Source organism: Thalassotalea sp. PLHSN55 (genome assembly GCF_052030545.1).
Classification (GTDB): domain Bacteria; phylum Pseudomonadota; class Gammaproteobacteria; order Enterobacterales; family Alteromonadaceae; genus CANMXU01.
Genome location: NZ_JBPDIH010000012.1, coordinates 95,397 through 118,458, shown reverse-complemented (window position 1 = coordinate 118,458; position 23,062 = coordinate 95,397). Strand labels below are relative to the sequence as shown.

The window sequence follows — 23,062 nt, the reverse complement described above, 5'->3', positions numbered from 1 at the left end:
GTTTAGTTGAACCCCAAGGGCAGCGTTTCTAGGCATTTAACCATCATTATTGCGCTTTCATGTGGAATAACCACATAACAATCACAATGCTTTGTCTAAATACCTATAAACTGCTGCAAAAATAAACACGAAAGATCAACAGCCCTAACATAACTATTATAAAAGGTGAGAACATGAATAAAAACACCATAAAAAATGTTGCGGTTAATATGCCGCACAAACGGGGGCAGTCGTTCGTTCAGAAACGGCAAATACAAATAAGGCAAATGAAGAACTGGCCACTGCAAAGGTTGAAATGCTCAATGGCACGGGCGTTATATCTCAGTAGTTTTTGTGCCACCTCTGCTATTGCCGCCAATACCACGCTTTTTCAAGATGATTTTGAAAGTGGCAGCCTTGCCAATGCGTGGAGTAATACTGGCTCAGGCAGTTTAGTGGTTCACGCTGGCGCAGCAAGCGGTGGTAGCGATTATGGCGTAAAGGTCAGAAAAGGTGCCACTATGGCACTAACGCTTGATTCATCAAACGCTGATAATTTAGTGATAAGTTACGATCGCAGCACCAATAATTTAAGCAATGACGAAAAACTGCAAGTGCAATGGTCATTTGATGGCAGTAACTGGCAGCTTTTTGAAACGACTCAATCGTCTAGTTGGGCGAGTAAAAGCTTTATCATCGCAACTGACAACCAACCAGAGTTTAATTTACGTTTTAACGTAACCTCTAGTCGAAATGGCGAACAAGCACGCATCGACAATGTTAATATTATTGGTCAAAGTGTTGATGCTGTAATTAACCCAAATGTTGTTACCGAACCATGGAGCTTTTTAGGAAATGGTGAAGCATCTCATGTCGCTGCGGCTCAAGTCAGTGGTAGTTATGCGGTAGTCGATAGTGCTACGCAAGCAATAGAAATTCGTGATATTCGCCAAAACCTACAACATTTTATTGATTTTTCAGCAATTGAATCAGCACTACCTAATGCGGACTTAACTGGCGGAAATGGTATTTGCTCGGTTGCTTTTACGCCAAGTGGTCGACACCTTTTTATTGGCGTGTGTACAGGTGACAGTGGCAGTGAAAAAGACGCTATTTTAGCGTTTAATACCAATACAAAAGCCTTGACGGAATTTGACCGTTTAACCATTCGTCAAAATGCGGGTGCAGGCGAAAATTTCCCAATGCTGCATTTTAAAGGTGAACTTTATGTTGGCACCGACAATGGTCTTTATCGCTACGATGCCAGTAAAAATGCGGTCGCTGATAATGTCGCAGATCAGCCGATTGATACGATTGTGCCAGCAGACAACGCACAGATCACAGGTTTAGCCGTTGATATGGTGAAACAAGTGTTATATGTCAGCACCGACAGTTCATTATATCAAGCGGACGCTACAGCTACGTTGGCACTTAGCGCGATAGCAAGCGATGTCAATATTAAATCAATTGCTTACGCACGAACTTATGGCGGCAGTAATACCGGTGGACTTTATCTATTAAAAGAAGATCTTAGTTTAAACACCTTGATGTTTATTCCTACAAGCAGTTTACATGCCTCGGGCACACAAACATTGGTTCACTATACGGACTTTGAAGAAGATATTTCGGCAATTAGCGCCTCTGCTGACGGTAAAATCTTACTGGCAGCTAATACGCCTAAAATGATGTCAGATAGCACAGATCACCGTAAAGACTTTGATGCTTGGTTGTTAGATGAGTTGGCACAATATGTTGCGTCAATAAAAAGCTTAGTTGGCTCTGGCATAATAACAGGTACTAATTCACTGGTACCTGAAGGGTTTTTAACGCGAAAAATTGTTGCACCTTCGCAAAACCTAAATGATACCCCAATTGCCGATAACGTTGGCTGGGCATTATTTTTATTAATGGCAGCCGATCAAGTGAGCCCAGATGCGGATATTGAGTCAATTATTGAGTTGTTGATCCAACGTCACAGCGGTTTGCATCCAGATGGTTTAGGCGGTGTAAAAACGGTTGATGGTCACTTTATGCGTAATTACATAAGTGAAGGTATTCCTAATGCCAACAATCCGCAGCCACAAGTGTACATCAGCATGAAGTTTATTCCGGCGGTGTATAAAGCGGCTGAGCTTTATCCTAATAATGCTAACATTCAAGCGTATAAAGACTATTTACGTCAAACCTTTAAACGCGGCAGCGATACTATTCGCGCGAACCAACGCATTACTTGGGAAAATGACGACCACGGTCCAATTGGCATTAATAATAAAATGACCAATGAAACCTGGATTTACGGCGACTTAGCGGCGGCGCAAGACCCACTAGCAACTCAAGATTACGCACGTTACGTGTATTCACGCCAAAATATGAATTACAACGAGTGGTTAACAGGAGAGCCGGTTATTTTACCTTCCCATTCCGCCTTTATTATTATGGGTGGTTCAATGATCTTACGTCATCACTTTGACGACCCAGATTGGCAAGAGCAAAATACCAACTATTATGGCGTAACTATGGCAGCAAGTGATGATTTAGGCGCGCCATATTTTGCCGCATTTTCTGCAGGTAATAACCCTTACGCATCAGGCAGCAGTTACTATAACGACGGTCCAAGCGATCACCCCGGCGATATGATCCATTTTCCAGCCGTTTTAGGTTTAGGACAACTTGGTTGGACTGAGCCTATGGTTGGTGGTTATCAAGCCTATCGTGACGGCTTACGCCAAGAAATGCTCAATGGCTCAGGCGGTGTAAACTTTGCCATGTTAACCCGTTGGACCCGTAACGATCCGAGTTATGAAATGCCATCTGTGGGGATTGCTGATTATTGGTACGGTGCTATGGGGTTAATGGAAACTATTCAACCTGGCATTATGGATGTATTGCGTGATGAGTTTTATTTACCACAGTGGCATCAACATACTAACAGTAATGGCAACGTTGAATTGGAATTTTCTAAGTTAACGCCTCGCCGCATTATCGGTATCGATAGCTTAGGCAATAAAACATCGTATGGTTTTCAATTATCACCTTTTGAATTTGAACAAGGGCAAAGTTACCAAAACTATCAAGTGATCGACCCAGAAGGGGAGTTGATTGAACTAGACCCTGTATTTGCCAATGAACATGCCTTCAAAAACCCAGATTTTGAAGATGGCTATACCGGTTGGACAAAAACGGGTGACTACAAGTTTTATCTACCGCAAATTAACGGCATTAGCATAGTTGGTAAAAGTGCTGAAATTCGCACCAACCCTAATGTGCAAGACTCACAAGGTAGCGTAAGTCAAACACTCGACTTGTCGGGGGATTTAGTTAACACCCGTTACAAGTTTAGAGCCAATGGCTTTATTGCTAGCACAGGCGCGCCAGGTAAAGGCTATTTACAAATTCAATGGGATAACGATAACTCTCTGAGCAATGGCGTAATATCAACAGCGGTGAGTAATCATCTTGATGCTAATAATCCTCGTGTTGAATTTTTAATTGATGGTCAAAAGCCAGCAAATGCTAATTTTGTTCATATTGCCTTTGTGGTTGAAACGGTAACGCCGCTTTATCACCGTTATATTTTTGATGATTTGTCAGTTGTTCGTTTAGGTGCCGATGCACCAATTGCAAATGGTGATTTTGAAAATGGCATCACTGACTGGGCAGAGTCTGCCTCGCAAATTACTTTAACCACAGATATTAATGAGGTAATTGACGGCAATGCATCACTTAAGTTTTCTTTAGGCGCGGGCATTACAGGTTGGAAAAAGGCGACTAAAAACCTTGATGTTTCAAACGACCCTTTGGGTACGCGTTACATTTTTAGACTCGATACTAATGTAATTTCAATGACTGACTCCGACTTTGAAATACTTATTGAGCCTTATGATGCGAGCGGCAATCCAGTGTTGCAACATGGTAGCAGTACTAATGCCCTAATACGGAATGATATTGGTGATATCACCCAAGATACGCAAGGGGAAATTTCCTTCACCTTCCGTAAACGTCCGGGCGACGATAATTACAATATCGTCTTTAGAATGAAGCGCAATAGCGCAGATTCTATCGGTACCGATACCGTTGTTATCGACAACTTCCGTTTAGATAAAGAGCAGCTTTTCTAAAGGTGACTTTTTAAAAGTCGGCTAATGGCACTTAATTGATTCATCGTTAAGTGCCGTTTTTCTCCGCTTTTTCCCGACTTATTAAATCATTAAAAGCGGTAAGAGAAATAAAACAATTCTAATAAAAATTATCAACAAATAAAGAGAATGTAGATGAGATATAACAATAAAAACAATCCGCTAATCGCTGCAAGTAGTCAATCGATAAACAGCCAAACTATTACTAAAAAAACTATCACTAAAAAACCGTTAGTTAAAAAATTATATACCATTGTAAAACGACTTATTGGCAGTAGTGTGTTGGCATCAAGCATGTCGTTTGCGGCGCAACCGAATATATTAGTTATTAGTATGGATGATGCATTGCAAGAGCAGTTTGGCGCGTTTGGTGGTACGGTATCTCCTTCACCGACGCCAACGATAGATGCACTTGCGGCGCAAGGCATGAAATTTACTAACGCTCATACCGTTGCCGCCAATTGCAATCCATCTCGTAATGTCATGATAAGCGGTACTTACCCGCATCAAAATGGTGTGGTCGGCTTTCGGCAAGTGTGGAAATCGCCGGTACCATTGTTACCTAAAATTATGCAACAAAATGGCTATATCACCGGCTTATTTGGCAAGGCGACACATGCAACTCCGTATTATCCATTTGATTATTGGGATGTGGAAGGCGATGAGGCACTAACGCACGACGCTGGCGAATTTTATCATTGGGCATCGAATGCGTTTGCACAAGCAAAAGATGAAAATAAACCGTTTTTCTACATGATCAATACCCATGATCCTCATCGTAAATTTTGGGGGATCAGTAATCAACTCGTGGTGAATGAAAGTCAAACACCTGTGCCGAGTCATATTTACGCAAATGATGATGTGGTGGTACCGCCATCTATACCGGATATTGCTGATGTCCGTTTAGAAACCCAGTATTACTATTCAACCCTAAGACGCGGTGATGACTTTGTTAAAGAGATGCTACAAGCCCTTGATGAGTCGGGCTTAAGCGACGATACCATAGTTATTTTTTATGCCGACCACGGTTGGGCGATGCCGTTTGCTAAAACCAATATTTGGAATGCCAGTACCCGTACTCCGCTTATTGTGCGCTGGCCTAAAAGTGGCCAAGGTATAGCGCCAAATTCGGTGAATGACGATATGGTTTCTGTGGTCGATTTTTTACCGACAATTTTAGATGCCGCAAATATTAGCATTCCACAAACGAGTGCCGGAACGAGTTTTAAACCATTATTGCTAGGTGAAAGTGACAATAATGTGGTTCGCGATAAAGTATTTAAAACCCATTATGAAAACTCAGGTGGTCAGCGACGCCCGATGCGCTCTGTGCAAACGAGCCAATACGATTATATTTTCAATCCTTGGTCAAATGGCACTAGAGTAATGAAATCAACCACTCAAGGTACTGCTTCGTTTAAAGCAATGGAGCTTGAAGGGCAAACTAACCCTAATGTTCAAGCGAGGGTAGATTTATATAACTTAAGAACCATTGAAGAATTTTATGACCTAGACGTTGACCCTTATGAGCTTAACAACCTGATAGATGATCCCAGTTATGCAAATGTAATAAGCTCTTTAAAACAAGATTTAAAGGAGTGGATGATAGCAACCAACGATCCGGCATTAGCGGCGTTTATGAACAGTGATGATCCGGCGTATTTAGAAAACTGGATGTACCAGCAACAAGCCGAAGCTGATTTGAATAAACTCTATCCGCAGCTGAAGAAAAATGCAGTAGATCCAACGACCTTTTTCTACCCTCACCATGATTATTACAATATCGCAGCTAACGGCAATTTAGTGGTGAATGCGGCGCAAGGTGTTACCTCAAATGACTATGACGCAGTAGGCGCAACAGGCATGCAAGTAAGTACGCTAACGCAACCACAAAATGGCAATCTTACGTTTAATAGCGACGGATCTTTTGTTTATACGCCCAACGCTGGTTATTCAGGAACCGATGTTTTTAGTTATCAAGTTAACTCTATCGGTACATCTGATACGGGGCAGGCCAAGGTTTATATCAGTGTTGCAGGAAATAGCAGCAAAGACGTCATCTTTAGTGATATTTTTGAATATAACGATTTGGCCGGCAATGGCTGGACAAATACAGGCTTAGGCAGTATTGCTTTATTAAGTGGCGCAGCATTTACCGGTAATAATGGCGTTCGCGTTAAAAAAGGCGCTAAGTTAACAAAAAGTTTTAGCACGCTTGATAAGCAAAATGTGCAATTGCATTACAGCAGAAGAACCAATGACTTAGCAGGTAATGTTAACTTAACGGTGCAATGGTCAGCAGATAATGTTAACTGGCATACACTTGAAACTACCCAAGATAACAATTGGGAAATTAAAACCTTTACGTTACCCAGCGCTGCTGATGATCAAGAAAATATCACCATACGCTTTAATACCAATGGCACCACAAATGTTGAGCGAGCGGAAATTGATAACGTTTCAGTTACTGCGCAGCGACCACAAGTTGGTCCTCAAGTTGAATTGGTATTGCTCGATAATAATTTCGAGTCGAATAGCTTAGAAGGTTGGCAGAATGTTGCAGCACTTGGCACGGTAGAAGTGGCAGGTGAAGCAGGGTATATGAGCCAATTTGGCGCACGTATAAAACGTGGCGCGATAATGGAAAAAACTACTGCGGTACAGGGGTATCGAAAGTTTGAACTCAGTTACACCCGCCAAGCACTGGCGTTAGCAGCTGATGAACGATTAGAGGTACTTTGGTCTAGCGATGGTAATACTTGGCAGCATTTAGAAACGGTCAATACCACGTCAGCGCCAAGCGAGGCGAACTTTATTTTTACCACTGAAAGCGTTAATGAAATAAAGGTGCGTTTTGCTGTTTACTCAAATAAAAATGTTGAAAAAGCGCTAGTGGATAATATTAAAATTACCGGCTTACCGTTAAATTAAGTTTATTCAAGCACAGTTTCAGCACTGTTAATCAGGCGATTGAGGCGATAAAGGCGACATTAATGCGCTTCTATCGCCTTTTTTATTGCGCTACTTTTGAAAATCAATATTCAAACAGCATTAAAAACCGCAAAAAAAAGCAAAGCGTATTACGGAATTAGCAAGCACACGACTCTTTATTTTTAGTGAGATAAAAATCCGCTCGTAGCGACAGACAACTCGTTAAAAACAAAAAATATAAAGGAGTATAACTTTGCTAAATTCAATTATGGTTAACAGACCTAACACACCTAATACACAACGATTTATTACCAATAAACTAGGTACTATCGGTCCCGTGTTATTTTCAACTTGCCTACTAATAGCCTGCGGTGGCGGTGCTAGTGACCAAGGTAGTGCCAATAATAAACCTCAAGATACAAATACAAGCCCACAGCAGTCGTATACATTAACCGTTAATCGAACTGGCAGTGGCTTAGTGTCAACCAATGTGAGTGGTATAGAATGCGGTGATACTTGTGAAAGTAGTTTTGATGCCAATACTGAAATTACCTTAACTGCCAGTACATTGTCTGGTTATACTTTTGTCGGTTGGACTGGTGCTTGTTTTGGCAGCAGCGAAACCTGCACCTTAACCATTAACCAAGATCTAGACGTAAACGCGGTATTTGTTGAACAAGTGCAAACACCAAGCATATTAATTGAAAATTATCGTGCGGCATCAGAGCCATTTAGACTCACCAATATTAACGCAAACGCATCAGGGATCACTTGGCACTCAGATTTATCTCAATATTTAGTGGTAAAAAACCGAGCAGCAAAAATCTATCGTTATGATCAGCAGTTTAATTATTTAGGTGTCATTAATATAACCAAAGATGTCGATATTGATGATGATACCGAAGGGTTAACTTATGCAGGTGGTGAACAGGTATTTGTTGTTACGGAAGCAAATTACGCGCATAGGTTTCTTATCAATAACGATGTTGAAACTTTATCTGGCCAATATCAGCAAGTGCCAAGTTTTCGTTTGCTGCCGACACCAGCCGATAGCAATAAAGGACTAGAAGCAACTGCCTATCGACCAGCCATCGATGATATGCCGGCGCGCATCTATGCCTGTCAGGAAGGAACTAACGATAGTGAAACCAATAAACCGGTTGAAATGCGTGTGGTTTACTTTGAAGTGCCAACAGAAATTACTACAGGTTTATTGTCTTACGACAGTACGTTAACGGTTCATGAACCCTTTATTGCTCTGAGCACATTAGGTGATGATATTGAAGATTGTGCTGGCATGGCATACGACCCTCGCACCGATAATTTAATTATAGTAAGTGAGCAAAGCAGCAAGGCGATTCAAGTGGATGTGAATACCGGTGAGATTTTTTCCCGTTTGTCACTGCAAGGTGCGCCGCAATATGAAGGTGTTACTTTGGGTCCCAATAACGAACTTATTTTGGTAAGTGAACCAGATCTAATACATGTATTTACGCTGTAGCAGCTAGAAGCTACAAGTAGAAAGTTAAAAGCTGCAAGTGATAAGCGGCAAGTTCAAAGTGATAAGCAGCAAGTTACAAGTGGAGAGCGGCAAGTTAAAAGTTGTAAGCTGCAAGTGGAAAGTTACAAGTGATAAGTTTTAGAAAGTTAAATGATTATTCTGTTAATTAAGGCGCATTAATGTTGTTTAAAAATAACGCGATTACGTTATCTCTTTCATTAGTTTTTTTAACCGGTTGTGCGGATTTATTTAGCCACAGCGACAGTCATAAGCATAGCGAACAAGATGTAGCTAACGTTGAACTGAACAAAGCACAATGGTTGGCAGGCGATCATCATATTCATAGTCGTCATAGTGTTAAGTGGGATAAAAGCGTTAAACCGCCTGCGCCAATACTTGGCGGAGATGCCCATTATTCAACCACCACGAATGCGCAAATGGCGAGAAAACATGGTTTAAGTTGGATGGTGACAACAGATCACGGTGGTCCTAATCACAGTAAACTCAATTTAGAAAGTGCTTACCCAGATTTGCTTCAGTCTCGCGAAACTGTACCTGAAATTATTCAATTTTATGGCATGGAATTAGATACGCCGGGCGCTGAGCATAGCAGTTTAATCATTCCTCATAGTCACGATGAAGCTGATCACCTTTATCATTTGGAAAAAAATTATGCAAAAAATGATGCTTTTCCTAAAGATAAAAAACGTAGCAGTGAAGCCCATATGATACGTGCGCTTGAGGCGATGAAGCAATTAGACAAGCAACCGATAGTGATTGTTAATCACCCAAGCCGAACGGCAAAAGGTTTAGGTAACTATGGTAAAGTTACCCCAACTGAATTAAGAAACTGGAACAATACTGCGCCAACTGTTGCAATCGGTATGGAAGGCTCGCCCGGACACCAAGCTAAAACTCTAAACCCAGATGGAAGTGTCAAAAAAGACATTCAGCGCGGCTATCGAGGTTATCCAACAATGGGCGGCTTTGACCAAATGACCGCGCGTTTAGGTGGATTTTGGGACAGTATGTTAGGTGAAGGGCGTCATTGGTGGGTAACGTCGTCGTCCGATAGCCATGTACATTACACTCAAGGACGTGCAGATTTTTGGCCGGGCGAGTATTCAAAAACCTATATTTATGCCCAAAAAAATTACGACGATATTTTAGCGAACTTTCGACAAGGGCGAATTTTTGTCACCACTGGCGACTTAATTTCTGAGCTTTATGTCACGTTGCAAGTTAATGGTAAACCACAACAGGCCGGCATTGGCGATACTTTAGTGATTGATAAAGGCGACTCAGTGACAATTGAAGTAAAATTTTTAGACCCTGAGCTAAATAATGCCGGAAACGAAAACCCGAGTGTTAATCATGTTGATATAATTCACGGTAATATCTTTGGTCGTTTAAACGATAAAAGTGTGGATACAAACACAAGCACCAAGGTGATCGCGCGCTATTACCAACAGAGTTATCAACAACGTTATCAGCAAAACTACCGACCAAAAAAACAGCAAAACAAAACCTATCAACTCGTTAGCTATACTCTCAATAACGTGCAGCAAGACAGTTATATTCGCGTACGTGGTACCAATACTGACCAGTTAGAGCCTGAAGTTGACAGTAAAGGTGAAAACCCTTGGTCAGATTTATGGTTTTACAGTAATCCTGTGTTTATAAAAGTGAAATCTTAACTGGTTGAATTACGGATAACATCGGGCAAACACTCTTTAGTTTAGATAGATAAAAATGTCTGAACTTATATCTGAACTTATAAAAGGTGTTTTACAGTGATGTTATTCGACAATTCATTTTCACAAGCATACTATTTTTCTATGCTGGCGTCATTGTCAGTGCAAGTGCCAATATTTAAACCAGTGTTAAAACCAATAATAAAACCAATAATAAAAATAGTGCCATTGCTATTGTTGATGCTGCTACTGCCAATGTTAAACGGTTGTGGCAGCGGTTCTGCACATACGACTGAACCAGATACAAACAAAGTGACCAGTACATTATCTGTAAACCTTAGCGTAACCAATAATCAAGCACAGGCAACACAAATCTACAGTGAAAAAATAATTATTCAAGGAAGTGAAGCTGGCAGTCTAACGCTGAAAAAAGTGAGTGGACCACAGTGGTTATCTGTTGTTGATGGCATGCTAAAAGGCACACCATCGACTGAAGACGTTGGCGACAATAGCATTACTTTATCGGTAAGTAATGGCGTCTTGTCTAAAGAAATAAATTTAACGATTGCTGTTGTGGCATATGCAAGCGAAGCTGAGCGCGTAATCAATGAAAATATTGAATTAGTTAAGTGGTCATTTGCCAATAACCAAAGGGCGGACTTAGTTAGTGCAGCGCAGGTCAGTGGTAATTATGCTGCGGCGAATAATCAGCAAATTGAAATAAGAGATATCCGCGAAAAAGTACTTAATCTTGTTACGGCGTCAGATATTAACAGTGTGATCCCAGAATTTGAATTAAACGTTAATGCCAACCTTTGTGGCATGAGTTTAACGCCAAGCGGTCGTATGCTGTTTATTGCACTTTGTGCAGCAAGTAATGATGAAACTGATAAAGACGCGATAATTGCTTTTAATACCAATACTCATCAGCTAAGTGTATTCGACCGATTAACATTAACCGCAAGTCATACTCAAGGTGCAAGTGAGGTTGATAATTTTCAACGTCAAATCGCAATAACTTATTTTAAAGGGCAGTTATATGTGGGCAGTGATCTAGGTGTATATCGATACGATGCAACGCGTAATGCGGTAATCGAGCGCAAATTAGCTGATAGCCAAGTTCATGACGAGCAAGAAGTCTTTATTGCAACCGATGCCGCTGTTACTGGCTTAGCGGTGGATATGAAATCACAACAGCTTTATGTTAGCACCAACAGCGCAATTTATTCTCGACCAATAGCCGATACGTCAGAACTCACGCCTGTTTACTCTGGAAATAATATTACTGCGTTAACAGTTGCTCACGCTTATGGCGCGGCTAACAACGCTGAACTTTTTTGGCTAGAAAGGCAAACCAATAAAGTTGCTTTAATGAAATCTGAATTGCCATTAACTGAAAACACTATTGCAACTTACAGTGAATTTACACTGGATCTTGTTGATATATCGGCAACGGCAGATGGCAAAATGATGTTAGCAAATGCTTCAATTGAATTAATGTCAGATGTTAGCGATCAGCGCTTAGACTTCGACGCTTGGCTTCTTGACGAGCTTAACCAATATGTTGGCGCGATTAAAAGTTTAGTATCATCAGGCGAAATAGCAGGCACCAATTCTTTAGCTGAAATTCCAGAAGGATTCTTAACCCGTAAGCTAGTAAAAGCCACTAACTCTGCTAATACCGAGCCTGTTGCCGACAATGTTGGCTGGGCATTATATCTTTTAATGGCGGCAGACCAAGTGCGATTTGACCCGGATATTGAGCCTATTGTTGAGCTATTAATAAAGCGCCATGCGGGATTGCATCAAGATGGTTTAGGTGGCGTAAAAACGGTTGATGGTCATTTTGTCCGTCATTATGAGTCTGATGGTACGCCAAATAAAACAAACGCCCAGCCGCAAGTTTATATCAGCATGAAGTTTATTCCAGCGGTTTATAAAGCGGCTGAACTTTATCCAAATAATGCAGCGATCAAACATTATAAAGAATACCTGCGCCAAACCATGAAACGCGCCAGTGACACGATTCGCGCAGAGCAACGTATTACATGGACAAATGACGACCATGGACCAATCGCAACTAACAACGGCATGTCAAATGAAACGTGGATTTATGGTGACCTTGGCGCAGCTCAAGATCCTATGGCAACAGATGATTATGCGAATTATGTTTATTCTCGCACGAACATGAGATATGACCATTGGCTATCGGGTGAACCGGTGATCAAAGCATCGCATTCTGCCTTTATTATTATGGGCGCGACCATGATTTTACGACATCATTTTGAAGATCCTGACTGGCAGCAACAAAACCAAAACTATTATGCAATAACCAAAGCCGCAAGTGATGATTTAGGCGCACCTTATTTTGCAGCGTTTTCTGCAGGCAATAATCCTGAAAAATCGGGTAATTATTATAATGACGGGCCCAGCGATCATCCCGGCGATTTTATTCATTTTCCAGCGTTATTGGGGTTAGGGCAGTTAGGTTGGACCGAGCCTATGGTTGGTGGCTACCAAGCCTACCGAGATGGCCTGCGCCAAGAAATGCTCAATGGTACTGGCGGCAATAATTTTTCAATGTTAACAAGGTGGGCACCAAATGAGCCTGATTATCAACTTACTTCCGTCGGGATTGCCGATTTTTGGTATGGCGCCTTAGGGTTAGTTGAAACGATAAAACCTGGCGTGTTAGATAAATTACGTGATGAATTTTATTTACCCAATGCATTTATCACGCAATCAGCACTCGGAAATGTCGAATTACATTACTCTAAGATCACGCCAAGAAGAGTTATTGGCATTGATAATTTAGGTAATGAAACCTCTTTGGGTTTTCAATTGTCGCCGTTTGAGCTTAAACAAGACCAAAGCTTTACCCGCTACAAAATTGAAGATCCAGAAGGGGAGTTTATCGAATTAAATGATATTAGCTCTGCTACTCCTCGCTTTATAAACCCAAATTTTGAACAAGGACTAACAGGGTGGAATTTCAGTAATAATGCTAGCACAGTAGCAGCGATAAACAATGAATTGAGCATTGTTGGTACCAGCGCATTAATTACCACTAGCGCTGACACCTTAGCAAGTGAAACAAGGCTAAGCCAAACAATGCAGATCAGCACAGACCTTGAAAATACCCTATATATCGCGCGCGCCAATGGCGTATTAGCGACGAACGATTCAAGTGGTGAGGCATTTCAACGTTTTAGTTGGGATGCGGACGACAATATGAACAATGGTGTATTAACTACTGAAACTAGCAATGTGTTAACTGATATTAATCGCCAAGTAGAGTTTGAAACTGTTTTATCAAAACCTGCAGGTGCAAACTATTTGCATATCTCATATGTAGTTCAGCCAAATATTCTTGAGCAACAACAATACGTATTCGACAATTTGTCACTAGTACGCATTGGTGCGCCATCAGTAATTGAAAATGGTGACTTTGAGTCGGGGTTAACAGGATGGACTGAGTCGGTTAGTCAAATTGCTATTACTAACGATCCTGATGAAGTAATTGAAGGCAATTACTCACTCAAATTTAGTGCTGGGCCGGGTATTACCGGTTGGAAGAAATTAATCAAAGAAATAGATGTTAGCAACGATCCACTAGGTACGCGCTATATCTTTCATTTAAATACCAAAGTCGTTTCGATGGCAGACTCTAATTTTGAAATAATGTTTGAACCTTTTGATGTTAACGGGCAACCCGTTTTACAGCTTAATTCTGATAAAGCACTCATTCGCAACGATGTAGGCGATATCACAAACACCACAGGTAATTTAACTCGGTTTACTTTTCGCAAGCGACCAAATGATGGCAAATACCGAATAACCTTTAGAATGAAACGCAATAGCAGTGAATCTACAGGTACGGATGAAGTCATCATTGATAATTTACGCTTATATAAAGAGCAGTTATTTTAAGTGCTTTTAATATAGGTGATTAAAAAGGCAAATATTGACTTTTAGGTGTAATCTTTTTTGCGAGTGAATAGGCCCTATTTTTAATGCTTAAATTGATAGATTATTGCGATTTGTCAAAGCTTTCATCAGTTTTTGGCGGTTTTTAAATCAAACGATAAATTAATTCAAAAAAATTAAAATTAATGCTTTACAAACATGTCATCAAAACTTAATATTCGCACCGCTTTAACGCAACAGCGTTTTAGCCTCAATGGTGAGATGGCTGAGTGGTCGAAAGCACCGGTCTTGAAAACCGGCAAGGGTTTGTAGCCCTTCTAGAGTTCAAATCTCTATCTCACCGCCATATTCTAAGAAACCGTTTAATCGTAAGATTAGACGGTTTTTTTTCGTCTTTAATTTATGATTTTAAAAACTTGAAACTTGAAACTTGAAACTTGAAACTTGAAACTTGAAACTTGAATTGGGTTTGTAGCGCTAAACCTGACGTAGAGTTCAAATCTCTATCTCACCGCCATATTCTAAGAAACCGTTTAATCGCTAGATTAGACGGTTTTTTTTCGCCTTGAGTTTATTATCTTTAAAACTTAAAACTTAAAACTTAAAACTTAAAACTTAAAACTTAAAACTTAAAACTTAAAACTTGAAGCTTAAAACTTAAAACTTAAAACTTGAAGCTTAAATAGGGTTTGCAGCGCTAAACCTGACGTAGAGTTCAAATCTCCATCTCACCGCCATATTCTAAGAAACCATTTAGTCGAAAGATTAGACGGTTTTTTTTCGCCTAGAGTTTATTATCTTTAAAACTTAAAACTTAAAACTTAAAACTTAAAACTTAAAACTTAGAGCTTAAATTGGGTTTGTATTGCTAAACCTGACGTAGAGTTCAAATCTCCATCTCACCGCCATATTCTTACAGGGTAAATTTATCTTCACTCAGTTTTTCACAAAGCAAATTTTGACTAAAGTTAAGCGTACTTATACAGCGGTAAGTAATTTATTAAATAAAATTTGGCCAGTTAACTTGCGAATAAAAATATTTGTCATACGCTTTTATTAGATGGATATGAAAGCTAAAAGGATTTTAATGTTTAAATTCCCCCCTGAATTGACCATTGCCCACATCGCTGATTGTAAGCAGAGTTTGCTTGAAGTGATCAAGGCTAATGATGTTATACATTTCGACGACACTGATGTAGTTAGAGTTGATACGTTAGGTATTCAGCTATTATTGGCTTGCGTTATCGATATTGCCTCCAAAAAGAAAGAACTGCATTGGCAATCCTCATCAGAACTTATTCTAAAGAATGTAGAAAATCTAGGTATTAAAGATCCAATCTTGCTGCAGCATCTAAATACTTAGCTTTTCAATAAACATGACAAGGATGAATTTATGACAAAAATTTTGATAGTTGATGACTCAAATTCGATAAGAGACATGGTTAGCTTTGTTTTAAAAGGGGCAGGTTACAATACGGTAGAAGCAAATGATGGCGCGCAAGGCTTGCTACGAGCAACAGAAAGTGATTTTGATTTAGTTATTTCAGACGTCAATATGCCAAACATGGATGGCATTTCCCTGTGCCAAGAATTACGCAAAATCCCCAATTTTAAATTCACACCAATTTTAATGTTAACAACAGAAAGCTCTACAGATATGAAAATGAAAGGTAAAGCTGCTGGTGCAACAGGTTGGCTAGTGAAACCTTTTAATCCCGATAAACTATTAACCACGATTAAACGTGTAGTTAGGTAATTACTATGAGTATCGACCTGTCACAGTTTATCCCGACTTTTTTAGAAGAGAGTTTCGAAGGGCTAGAGTTAATGGAAACTAGCTTACTTGGTCTTGACCAAGGTGATAGTGAAACAATTAACGCAATTTTTAGAGCCGCACATTCCATTAAAGGTGGAGCGGGAACGTTTGGCTTTGAAGCGGTTGCTGAATTCACGCACCTTGTTGAAACCTTATTAGATGAAATGCGAGATGGTCGCAGAACAATTACAGAGTCTGGTGTCGAGTTACTTTTAGAGTCTGTTGATTGTATGCGCTTGTTAATTGAGGCCATTCGTGATGACACCAGCTGCGAAACGAGCAAAATAAACGAAGTCGCACAACAGTTGGAAAATGCGCTGAACCAAGATTCAGTAACCACTGATGCTAACGATAGCGCGGCAGTTACCATTGAAGATTCTAATGCCACAAGTGCAACCGCGGGGTTAGTGAAATGGCAAATACAATTTATTCCAGAACATCACTTGGTACAAACCGGTAACGATCCCATTTTACTGTTTAGTGCATTAACTGAACTAGGCGAGGTAACGGTTGAATGTGATGGTAAAAACTTGCCTTCACTAGAGGATATTGATGCTGAAGAGGTTTACCTTGAGTGGCATATTACATTGGTAGGTGATACCGATGAAGAACAAATTAGAGAAATTTTTGAATGGGTCGAAGATGAGTGTGTCTTAATTATTACTCAAGCCCCATTAACCGAAACTACAAATGTGGTTGAGGGTAAAAACAATAATGATTGTACAGAAGAACTCGCTGTTAATAATGCAGACATTCACGCTAATTCAGTCGCAAAAACTCCTGATGCACGGCAAGTCACGGCAATATCAACTGGAAATACTGCACAAGCCACTGCTCCTGAAATATTGAATCAAAACGCCGTCGAAAATCCGATACAGCCAGAACCTGTAAGTTCATCAAATTTACCTAATAATACGAATTCACAATCCACGACTGCTAGTAAAGGTAAAGCAGATGCAGGCTCGATACGCGTTGGGGTCGATAAAGTCGATAGCTTGATTAATTTAGTCGGTGAACTTGTGATAACACAATCAATGCTGTCTGAATTAGGAACAGACTTTGAATTGTCGAAAGTAGAAAAGTTATCTGCAGGTTTAGAGCAATTATTACAAAATACCAAAGAGCTACAAGAAAGTGTGATGCGTATTCGCATGTTACCTATAAGTTTCGCCTTTAATCGATTCCCAAGACTAGTTCATGATCTTGAAAAGAAAACAGGCAAGGTGATAGATTTGATCACCTATGGTGAACAAACCGAACTTGATAAAACGGTGATGGAGCAAATTGGTGACCCGCTTATTCATCTGGTAAGAAACGCAGTTGATCATGGTATAGAGCCTGCTGATGTACGTTTATCCAAAGGGAAAAGCGAAAAAGGGCAAGTTGTGCTTAATGCCTATCATCAAGGAGGTTCAATTGTTATCGAAATTTCTGACGATGGCAGTGGTATTAACCGCGAGGCTGTTTTTAACAAAGCTAAAGAAAAAGGCATTATCGATGGCAACTCTCCATTAACTGATGCACAAGTATTTGACTTAGTATTTGAACCTGGTTTCTCTACTGCAGCTCAAGTCAGTGATATCTCCGGTCGTGGTGTCGGTATGGATGTGGTTAAAAAGAACATTCAGGCATTAGGTGGCAGAATTCAAGTTGAATCCACTATCGATGTTGGTACCACCTTTAAAATTAATCTGCCATTAACACTTGCCATTTTAGACGGGCAGCTGGTTAGAGTTGGTACCGAAACCTATATCATTCCGCTGATAACTATCGTTGAGTCATTGCAAACTCAAATTGAGCATATTAATCGTGTCTCGGGCAATATGGTGCTCTATCGCTTAAGAGAAGATAACGTCCCGGTAATTCCAATTTACCAGTTGTTTAATATTGAGGCCGACACAACCAATGTTGAACATGCTTTGTTAGTTGTCGTTGAAGCTGATGGGCAAAAAATTGGTTTGCTTGTTGATGACTTGCTTGCGCAGCAGCAAGTTGTCATCAAAAGCCTTAAAGACAATTATCAGCAAGTGGAAGGTATTTCAGGCGCGACTATTCTTGGCGATGGATCTGTCGCGATGATTCTAGATATTCCCGGCATGATTAATATGGCATTGAAAACGGCGCAATATAATCAAGGTCATGGTCAACATTACCATCAAGAAAGTGCAGGAGTATTGCAATAATGGATATTCAAACACTCGCAAATGACATTCCCGTTGAAGGTGAATATTCACTTGAAGGTATCGACTTTATTGTTAGTGGTGAACAATTTCTTACGTTTCAGTTAGATCAAGAACAATACGGCGTTGATATTTTATGTGTCGAAGAAATTAGAAGTTGGGAACAACCAACCAAAATTCCTAATGCACCTGCGTATATCAAAGGCGTAATTAATATGCGTGGCGTTATTGTACCAATTGTTGATTTACGTATGAAATTCAACATTGGCAAGCCTGAATATAGTGAAATTACCGTTGTTATTGTGCTAACAGTTGAAGCTAATCATCAATCGCGAACCATAGGTTTTGTGGTTGATGCGGTATCCGAAGTGCTAAATGCCGAAGAAAACGAAATTTTAAATGCGCCTGTTTTTGGTGGCTGTATTCCTGCACATTTTATTAAAGGCTTAGTTAATGTTGGAGACAATGTCGTGACGTTATTGGACGTAGAAGCACTGCAAGTTATTGAAAAACATACCGTGAATTGTTGAAGGATTAATCATGAATCGTGAACAAGAGTTTTTAACTTTCAGACTTAACGGCGAAGAATATGGCGTTGATATTTTATCTGTTCAAGAAATTCGGGTTTGGAGCTCAGTAACTGAGCTACCCAATAAACCTGATTATGTAAAAGGGGTCATTAATTTACGCGGCGTCATTATTCCGATTATTGACTTACGACAACGCTTTGGCAAAGAGCCATTAGATTATAACGAACAAACAGTCACCATTATTTTGCGAAGTGTCGATTCTCAAAATCCCATGGTTGTCGGAATTGTTGTTGATGCAGTTTCTGAAGTATACAAATTTACACCTCAGCAAATACGCAAGGCGCCAAACTTTGGTAGCCATATTGACGCATGTTTTCTTAAAGGTTTAGTGGAAGTTGACAATAAACTCATTATTTTACTCGACAATGAAACACTGCTAAATCAAGACGAATTATACAGTTTTGAACAACAAGAAATGGAAGTGGAATGTGAGTAGTTAAGAGAACTACTGATATCTAAAGGAGTATAGATATGACCCCTACACAAATTAGTTTAGTACAGAATTCTTGGGTAAAACTATGCCAAGAACTTTCTGATTTTGACAATTTGTTTTATCAGAAACTGTTAACTATCAACCCTCAATTGTCTGACTATATTGGTATAAGTGGTGTCTCTCATCAAGAGTTAACTGCACTGCTAAGTGATGCAATAGGAACATTGAAACCTACCCGAAAAAAGCCAGTTTTAGGGAAAAACTTTAAAGAGCAAGAAGTATTTAAAACACTATTTCAAGATGTCAGTAAATCGCTTGTTTCAGTGTTTAAAGAGAGTTCTTCACTTGAATTTAATACACAACTAACCCGAGCTTGGATGGCCATTAGTCAGCATTTAACAGCTGTCCTTGTCGACCACATAATTACTGATGACGTTAGTTTATCTACAAGCATACCATCAATAGGAGCTACAAAGATTATGAGCCCAACTAATCAAGACGTTAACGCCAAAGAACGTGAAAAACACTGTGAAGAAATGGCTGCTCAGCTTGCTGCTATTAGCAAAGCCCAAGCAATTATTGAATTTAATATGGACGGTACAATTATTACCGCCAACGATAATTTTTTAAACGCTGTTGGTTATTCACTTAAAGAAATTCAGGGCAAACACCATAGCTTGTTTGTAGACGAAGAATTTAAGCAAAGTGAAGAGTATAAGGCGTTTTGGCACAGCTTAAACCAAGGTGAGTTTGAACAGAAAGAATATAAGCGATTCGGTAAAAATGGCAAAGAAATTTGGATCCAAGCGTCATATAACCCCTTATTTGATAAGCAGGGTAAACCTTACAAAGTGGTAAAATTTGCCACCGATATCACCGCACAAAAACTTGCAAACGCTAATTTTTCAGGACAAATAGAGGCGATAAGTAAAGCTCAGGCGGTTATAGAATTTAATATGGACGGTACGATAATTACCGCCAATGATAATTTTCTAATAACGACGGGTTACACCTTAGAAGAAATCCAAGGTCAACATCATCGGTTATTTGTTGAAGCAGAATATGAAAAAAGTGCTGAGTATCAATCTTTTTGGCAGCGTTTAAACCAAGGTGAATATGAGTCGGGCGAATATAAACGTTTGGCAAAAGGAGGTAAAGAGGTCTGGATTCAAGCTTCTTACAATCCGATATTAGATTTAAATGGTAAGCCGTTCAAAGTGGTAAAATTCGCAACAGATATTACGAAACAAAAACTAGCCAATGCAAATTTTTCCGGGCAAATAGAGGCGATAAGTAAAGCACAAGCTGTTATCGAATTTGACATGGACGGTACTATAGTTTTTGCCAATGATAATTTTTTGAAAACAATGGGTTATCAGCTTGAAGATATTCAGGGAAAACACCATAGCCTGTTTGTTGAACCTGAACTTGAGAATAGCATTGAATACAAAATGTTTTGGCAAAGACTGAACCAAGGTGAATATGAATCGGGAGAGTACAAGCGCTTAGGTAAAGATGGCAAAGAAGTTTGGATTCAAGCGTCTTATAATCCTATTTTAGACCTTAATGGTCAGCCTTTTAAAGTCGTTAAATATGCAACAGAAGTTACTGATCAAAAACTGACTAATGCCAATTATTCAGGACAAATAGAAGCAATAAGCAAAGCGCAGGCGGTTATTGAGTTTAATATGGATGGCACCATCATCACCGCCAACGACAATTTCCTTAATGCAGTTGGCTATAGCCTTAATGAAATTCAAGGTCAACATCATAGCCTGTTTGTCGATCAGGAATATAAAACCAGCGTCGAATATAAACAATTTTGGGAAAAACTTAATCGCGGAGAGTTTGACTCAAACGAATATAAGCGCCTAGGTAAATCGGGTAAAGAAGTGTGGATACAAGCAACCTACAACCCGATTTTGGACTTAAATGGTAAACCATTTAAAGTCGTTAAGTACGCAACTGATATAACACAGCGAAAACTCGCTATTGCCAAAATTAAACACGTATTAATGGAGTTATCGAAAGGTAACTTAGGCCAATTTATTGAAGAGCGACTTTTTGGCGAATTTAGTATTATTGGCGATTCGTTGAATGAGCTGACAAGCATTTTAAGCGACATGGTTGGTGATATTAGAACAACGTCAACAAACGTATTTGATTCTGCTCGTGAGATCGCTGAGGGAAACAATGAGTTGAGTCATCGGACAGAGTCTCAAGCTTCTAGTCTTGAAGAAACCGCCTCAGCAATGGAAGAACTTACCAGCACAGTACAACAAAATGCGGAAAATGCCACACAGGCCAGCGAGCTGTCGATTAGTGTAATGAAAAAAGCGAGTAACGGTGGCGAGGTTGTTAAAAGTGCGATAACCGCGATGACCGACATTAATAAATCAAGTAAAAAAATTGCCGATATTATTAGCGTTATCGATGAAATAGCTTTCCAAACTAATTTACTTGCGTTAAATGCTGCGGTAGAGGCGGCTAGAGCTGGTGAACAAGGTCGTGGTTTTGCAGTGGTTGCTGCCGAAGTACGTAACTTAGCTCAGCGCTCAGCGGGTGCAGCTAAAGAAATTAAGGGATTAATTAATGATAGTGTTGATGCTGTTAGTCAAGGAACGAAGTTGGTTGATGAAACTGGCCAAACATTTACTGAGTTAGTGAATTCAATTGATGACGTTGGCAAAATGCTTAAAGACATTGATACAGCGGGGAAAGAGCAATCGTCAGGCATTAAAGAAGTGAGTGCCGCCGTTAGCCAAATGGATGAAATGACTCAAAAAAATGCTGCGCTAGTAGAAGAAGCCGCAGCGTCGAGTAAATCAATGGAAGAACAATCGCAAGCATTATTAGAGCAAGTGGCGTTTTTTAACCAGTCAGACCAAGCTGCGGAACAGGTCGCGCAGCAGTCACTGAATAAAGTAGTTAAAATGCCTCGAGAGAAGTCTCCGATGAAACCAAGGTTTCAACGAACAAAAGTGGCGCCGGATCAAGAATGGGAAGAATTTTAAGTGACTACGATATCGTTAGAAAGGAATTGTGAGTTTACCCTTAACAATGACGACTTTGATTTTATTTGCCGTTTTGTTTATGAGCACACCGGGATCGTTTTAAACGAAGGTAAGCGTGAAATGATTTATCGCCGTTTCACGCGAATTATTCGCGAGCGTAAACTCAATTCATTTACGCAATACTGTGACCTGTTACGTAAACAGCCTGAACAAGAAAGTAATTACTTTTTCAATGCGATAACGACAAATTTGACCAGTTTCTTTAGAGAACAACACCATTTTGATTATTTACTGGCAACAGAATTGCCTCGGTTAGCAATAGCTAACGCCAACAGCAAACGCATAAGAGTTTGGTCTTGTGCATCGTCTACTGGCGAAGAACCTTATAGCTTAGCCATTGCCATTAGAGAGCAGCTACAAGCTCTGATAGGTCAATGGGATATTAAAATACTCGCTACAGATATAGACACCAATGTATTGAATAAAGCAAAGAAAGGTGTTTATGCAATTAATAAAATAGAAGAAATTACAGAACAGTACAAACATCAGTATTTTCATCGCGGCATTGGGAAAAATTTACACAGCGTACGTGTTGATAGCAGCCTGCAGAATTTAATCACCTTTAAACAATTAAATTTGTTAGACGGTTGGCCTATGACCGGAAAGTTTGACATTGTATTTTGCAGAAATGTGCTTATTTATTTTGATAAACCAACGCAGCAAGAATTGTTTGCACGGTTTTTAGATATTCTGGAACCTGGCGGAATACTGGTTTTAGGACATAGTGAAAGCTTAGGAACATTTGAACAATACTTTGAAAATGTCGGTCGCACTATTTATCGTAAAAAATAATGACTAGGT

General features: G+C 39.8%; 12 protein-coding genes and 1 tRNA gene. All 13 read left to right on the top strand.

The annotated features are described in order from the left end of the window. The first annotated feature begins 173 nt into the window (after nucleotides 1–173). The 13 genes from ACRRSQ_RS18845 (at nucleotide 174) to ACRRSQ_RS18785 (ending at nucleotide 23,053) form a co-directional block, all read left to right on the top strand. Nucleotides 174–4,097: a hypothetical protein gene (locus tag ACRRSQ_RS18845; RefSeq protein ID WP_440877323.1), complete on the top strand. Its 3,924-nt coding sequence runs from the start codon at nucleotides 174–176 to the stop codon at nucleotides 4,095–4,097. 153 nt (nucleotides 4,098–4,250) lie between these two features. Then, nucleotides 4,251–7,046, top strand: coding sequence for a sulfatase-like hydrolase/transferase (locus tag ACRRSQ_RS18840; RefSeq protein ID WP_440877322.1), 2,796 nt, complete (start codon nucleotides 4,251–4,253; stop codon nucleotides 7,044–7,046). A gap of 253 nt (nucleotides 7,047–7,299) precedes the next feature. Next, the gene (locus ACRRSQ_RS18835) at nucleotides 7,300–8,547 is read left to right on the top strand and encodes an SdiA-regulated domain-containing protein (protein ID WP_440877321.1); all 1,248 of its coding nucleotides are present in this window, start codon (nucleotides 7,300–7,302) and stop codon (nucleotides 8,545–8,547) included. Nucleotides 8,548–8,726: 179 nt separating this feature from the next. After that, nucleotides 8,727–10,244 carry a phosphoesterase gene (locus ACRRSQ_RS18830; protein ID WP_440877320.1) on the top strand — a complete coding sequence of 506 codons (1,518 nt, stop codon included), beginning with the start codon at nucleotides 8,727–8,729 and terminating at the stop codon, nucleotides 10,242–10,244. A gap of 96 nt (nucleotides 10,245–10,340) precedes the next feature. Beyond that, the gene (locus tag ACRRSQ_RS18825) at nucleotides 10,341–14,171 is read left to right on the top strand and encodes a hypothetical protein (protein ID WP_440877319.1); all 3,831 of its coding nucleotides are present in this window, start codon (nucleotides 10,341–10,343) and stop codon (nucleotides 14,169–14,171) included. Between the two features lie 252 nt (nucleotides 14,172–14,423). Beyond that, nucleotides 14,424–14,514 (top strand) — tRNA-Ser (locus ACRRSQ_RS18820). 741 nt (nucleotides 14,515–15,255) lie between these two features. Next, the gene (locus ACRRSQ_RS18815) at nucleotides 15,256–15,531 is read left to right on the top strand and encodes an STAS domain-containing protein (RefSeq protein ID WP_440877318.1); all 276 of its coding nucleotides are present in this window, start codon (nucleotides 15,256–15,258) and stop codon (nucleotides 15,529–15,531) included. 30 nt (nucleotides 15,532–15,561) lie between these two features. Beyond that, the gene (locus tag ACRRSQ_RS18810) at nucleotides 15,562–15,924 is read left to right on the top strand and encodes a response regulator (RefSeq protein WP_440877317.1); all 363 of its coding nucleotides are present in this window, start codon (nucleotides 15,562–15,564) and stop codon (nucleotides 15,922–15,924) included. A 5-nt stretch (nucleotides 15,925–15,929) separates the two neighbouring features. Continuing rightward, nucleotides 15,930–18,167 carry a chemotaxis protein CheA gene (locus ACRRSQ_RS18805; RefSeq protein WP_440877316.1) on the top strand — a complete coding sequence of 746 codons (2,238 nt, stop codon included), beginning with the start codon at nucleotides 15,930–15,932 and terminating at the stop codon, nucleotides 18,165–18,167. Beyond that, the gene (locus ACRRSQ_RS18800; protein ID WP_440877315.1) at nucleotides 18,167–18,694 is read left to right on the top strand and encodes a chemotaxis protein CheW; all 528 of its coding nucleotides are present in this window, start codon (nucleotides 18,167–18,169) and stop codon (nucleotides 18,692–18,694) included. Before ACRRSQ_RS18805 ends, ACRRSQ_RS18800 begins: the two co-directional genes overlap by 1 nt. Before the next feature lie 10 nt (nucleotides 18,695–18,704). Beyond that, entirely contained in the window at nucleotides 18,705–19,190 is a 486-nt protein-coding gene (locus ACRRSQ_RS18795; RefSeq protein WP_440877314.1) for a chemotaxis protein CheW, read from the top strand. A gap of 533 nt (nucleotides 19,191–19,723) precedes the next feature. Continuing rightward, a complete protein-coding gene (locus tag ACRRSQ_RS18790; protein ID WP_440877326.1) occupies nucleotides 19,724–22,201 on the top strand; it encodes a methyl-accepting chemotaxis protein in 2,478 nt (825 codons plus the stop codon). Further along, a complete protein-coding gene (locus ACRRSQ_RS18785; protein ID WP_440877313.1) occupies nucleotides 22,202–23,053 on the top strand; it encodes a CheR family methyltransferase in 852 nt (283 codons plus the stop codon). Nucleotides 23,054–23,062 lie beyond the last annotated feature (9 nt).

Bases quoted from the DNA above. Each gene is read 5' to 3' on its own strand.
- ACRRSQ_RS18845 (WP_440877323.1), top strand. From the start codon at position 174: ATGAATAAAAACACCATAAAAAATGTTGCGGTTAATATGCCGCACAAA.
- ACRRSQ_RS18840 (WP_440877322.1), top strand. From the start codon at position 4,251: ATGAGATATAACAATAAAAACAATCCGCTAATCGCTGCAAGTAGTCAA.
- ACRRSQ_RS18830 (WP_440877320.1), top strand. From the start codon at position 8,727: ATGTTGTTTAAAAATAACGCGATTACGTTATCTCTTTCATTAGTTTTT.
- ACRRSQ_RS18815 (WP_440877318.1), top strand. From the start codon at position 15,256: ATGTTTAAATTCCCCCCTGAATTGACCATTGCCCACATCGCTGATTGT.
- ACRRSQ_RS18810 (WP_440877317.1), top strand. From the start codon at position 15,562: ATGACAAAAATTTTGATAGTTGATGACTCAAATTCGATAAGAGACATG.
- ACRRSQ_RS18805 (WP_440877316.1), top strand. From the start codon at position 15,930: ATGAGTATCGACCTGTCACAGTTTATCCCGACTTTTTTAGAAGAGAGT.
- ACRRSQ_RS18800 (WP_440877315.1), top strand. From the start codon at position 18,167: ATGGATATTCAAACACTCGCAAATGACATTCCCGTTGAAGGTGAATAT.
- ACRRSQ_RS18795 (WP_440877314.1), top strand. From the start codon at position 18,705: ATGAATCGTGAACAAGAGTTTTTAACTTTCAGACTTAACGGCGAAGAA.
- ACRRSQ_RS18790 (WP_440877326.1), top strand. From the start codon at position 19,724: ATGGCTGCTCAGCTTGCTGCTATTAGCAAAGCCCAAGCAATTATTGAA.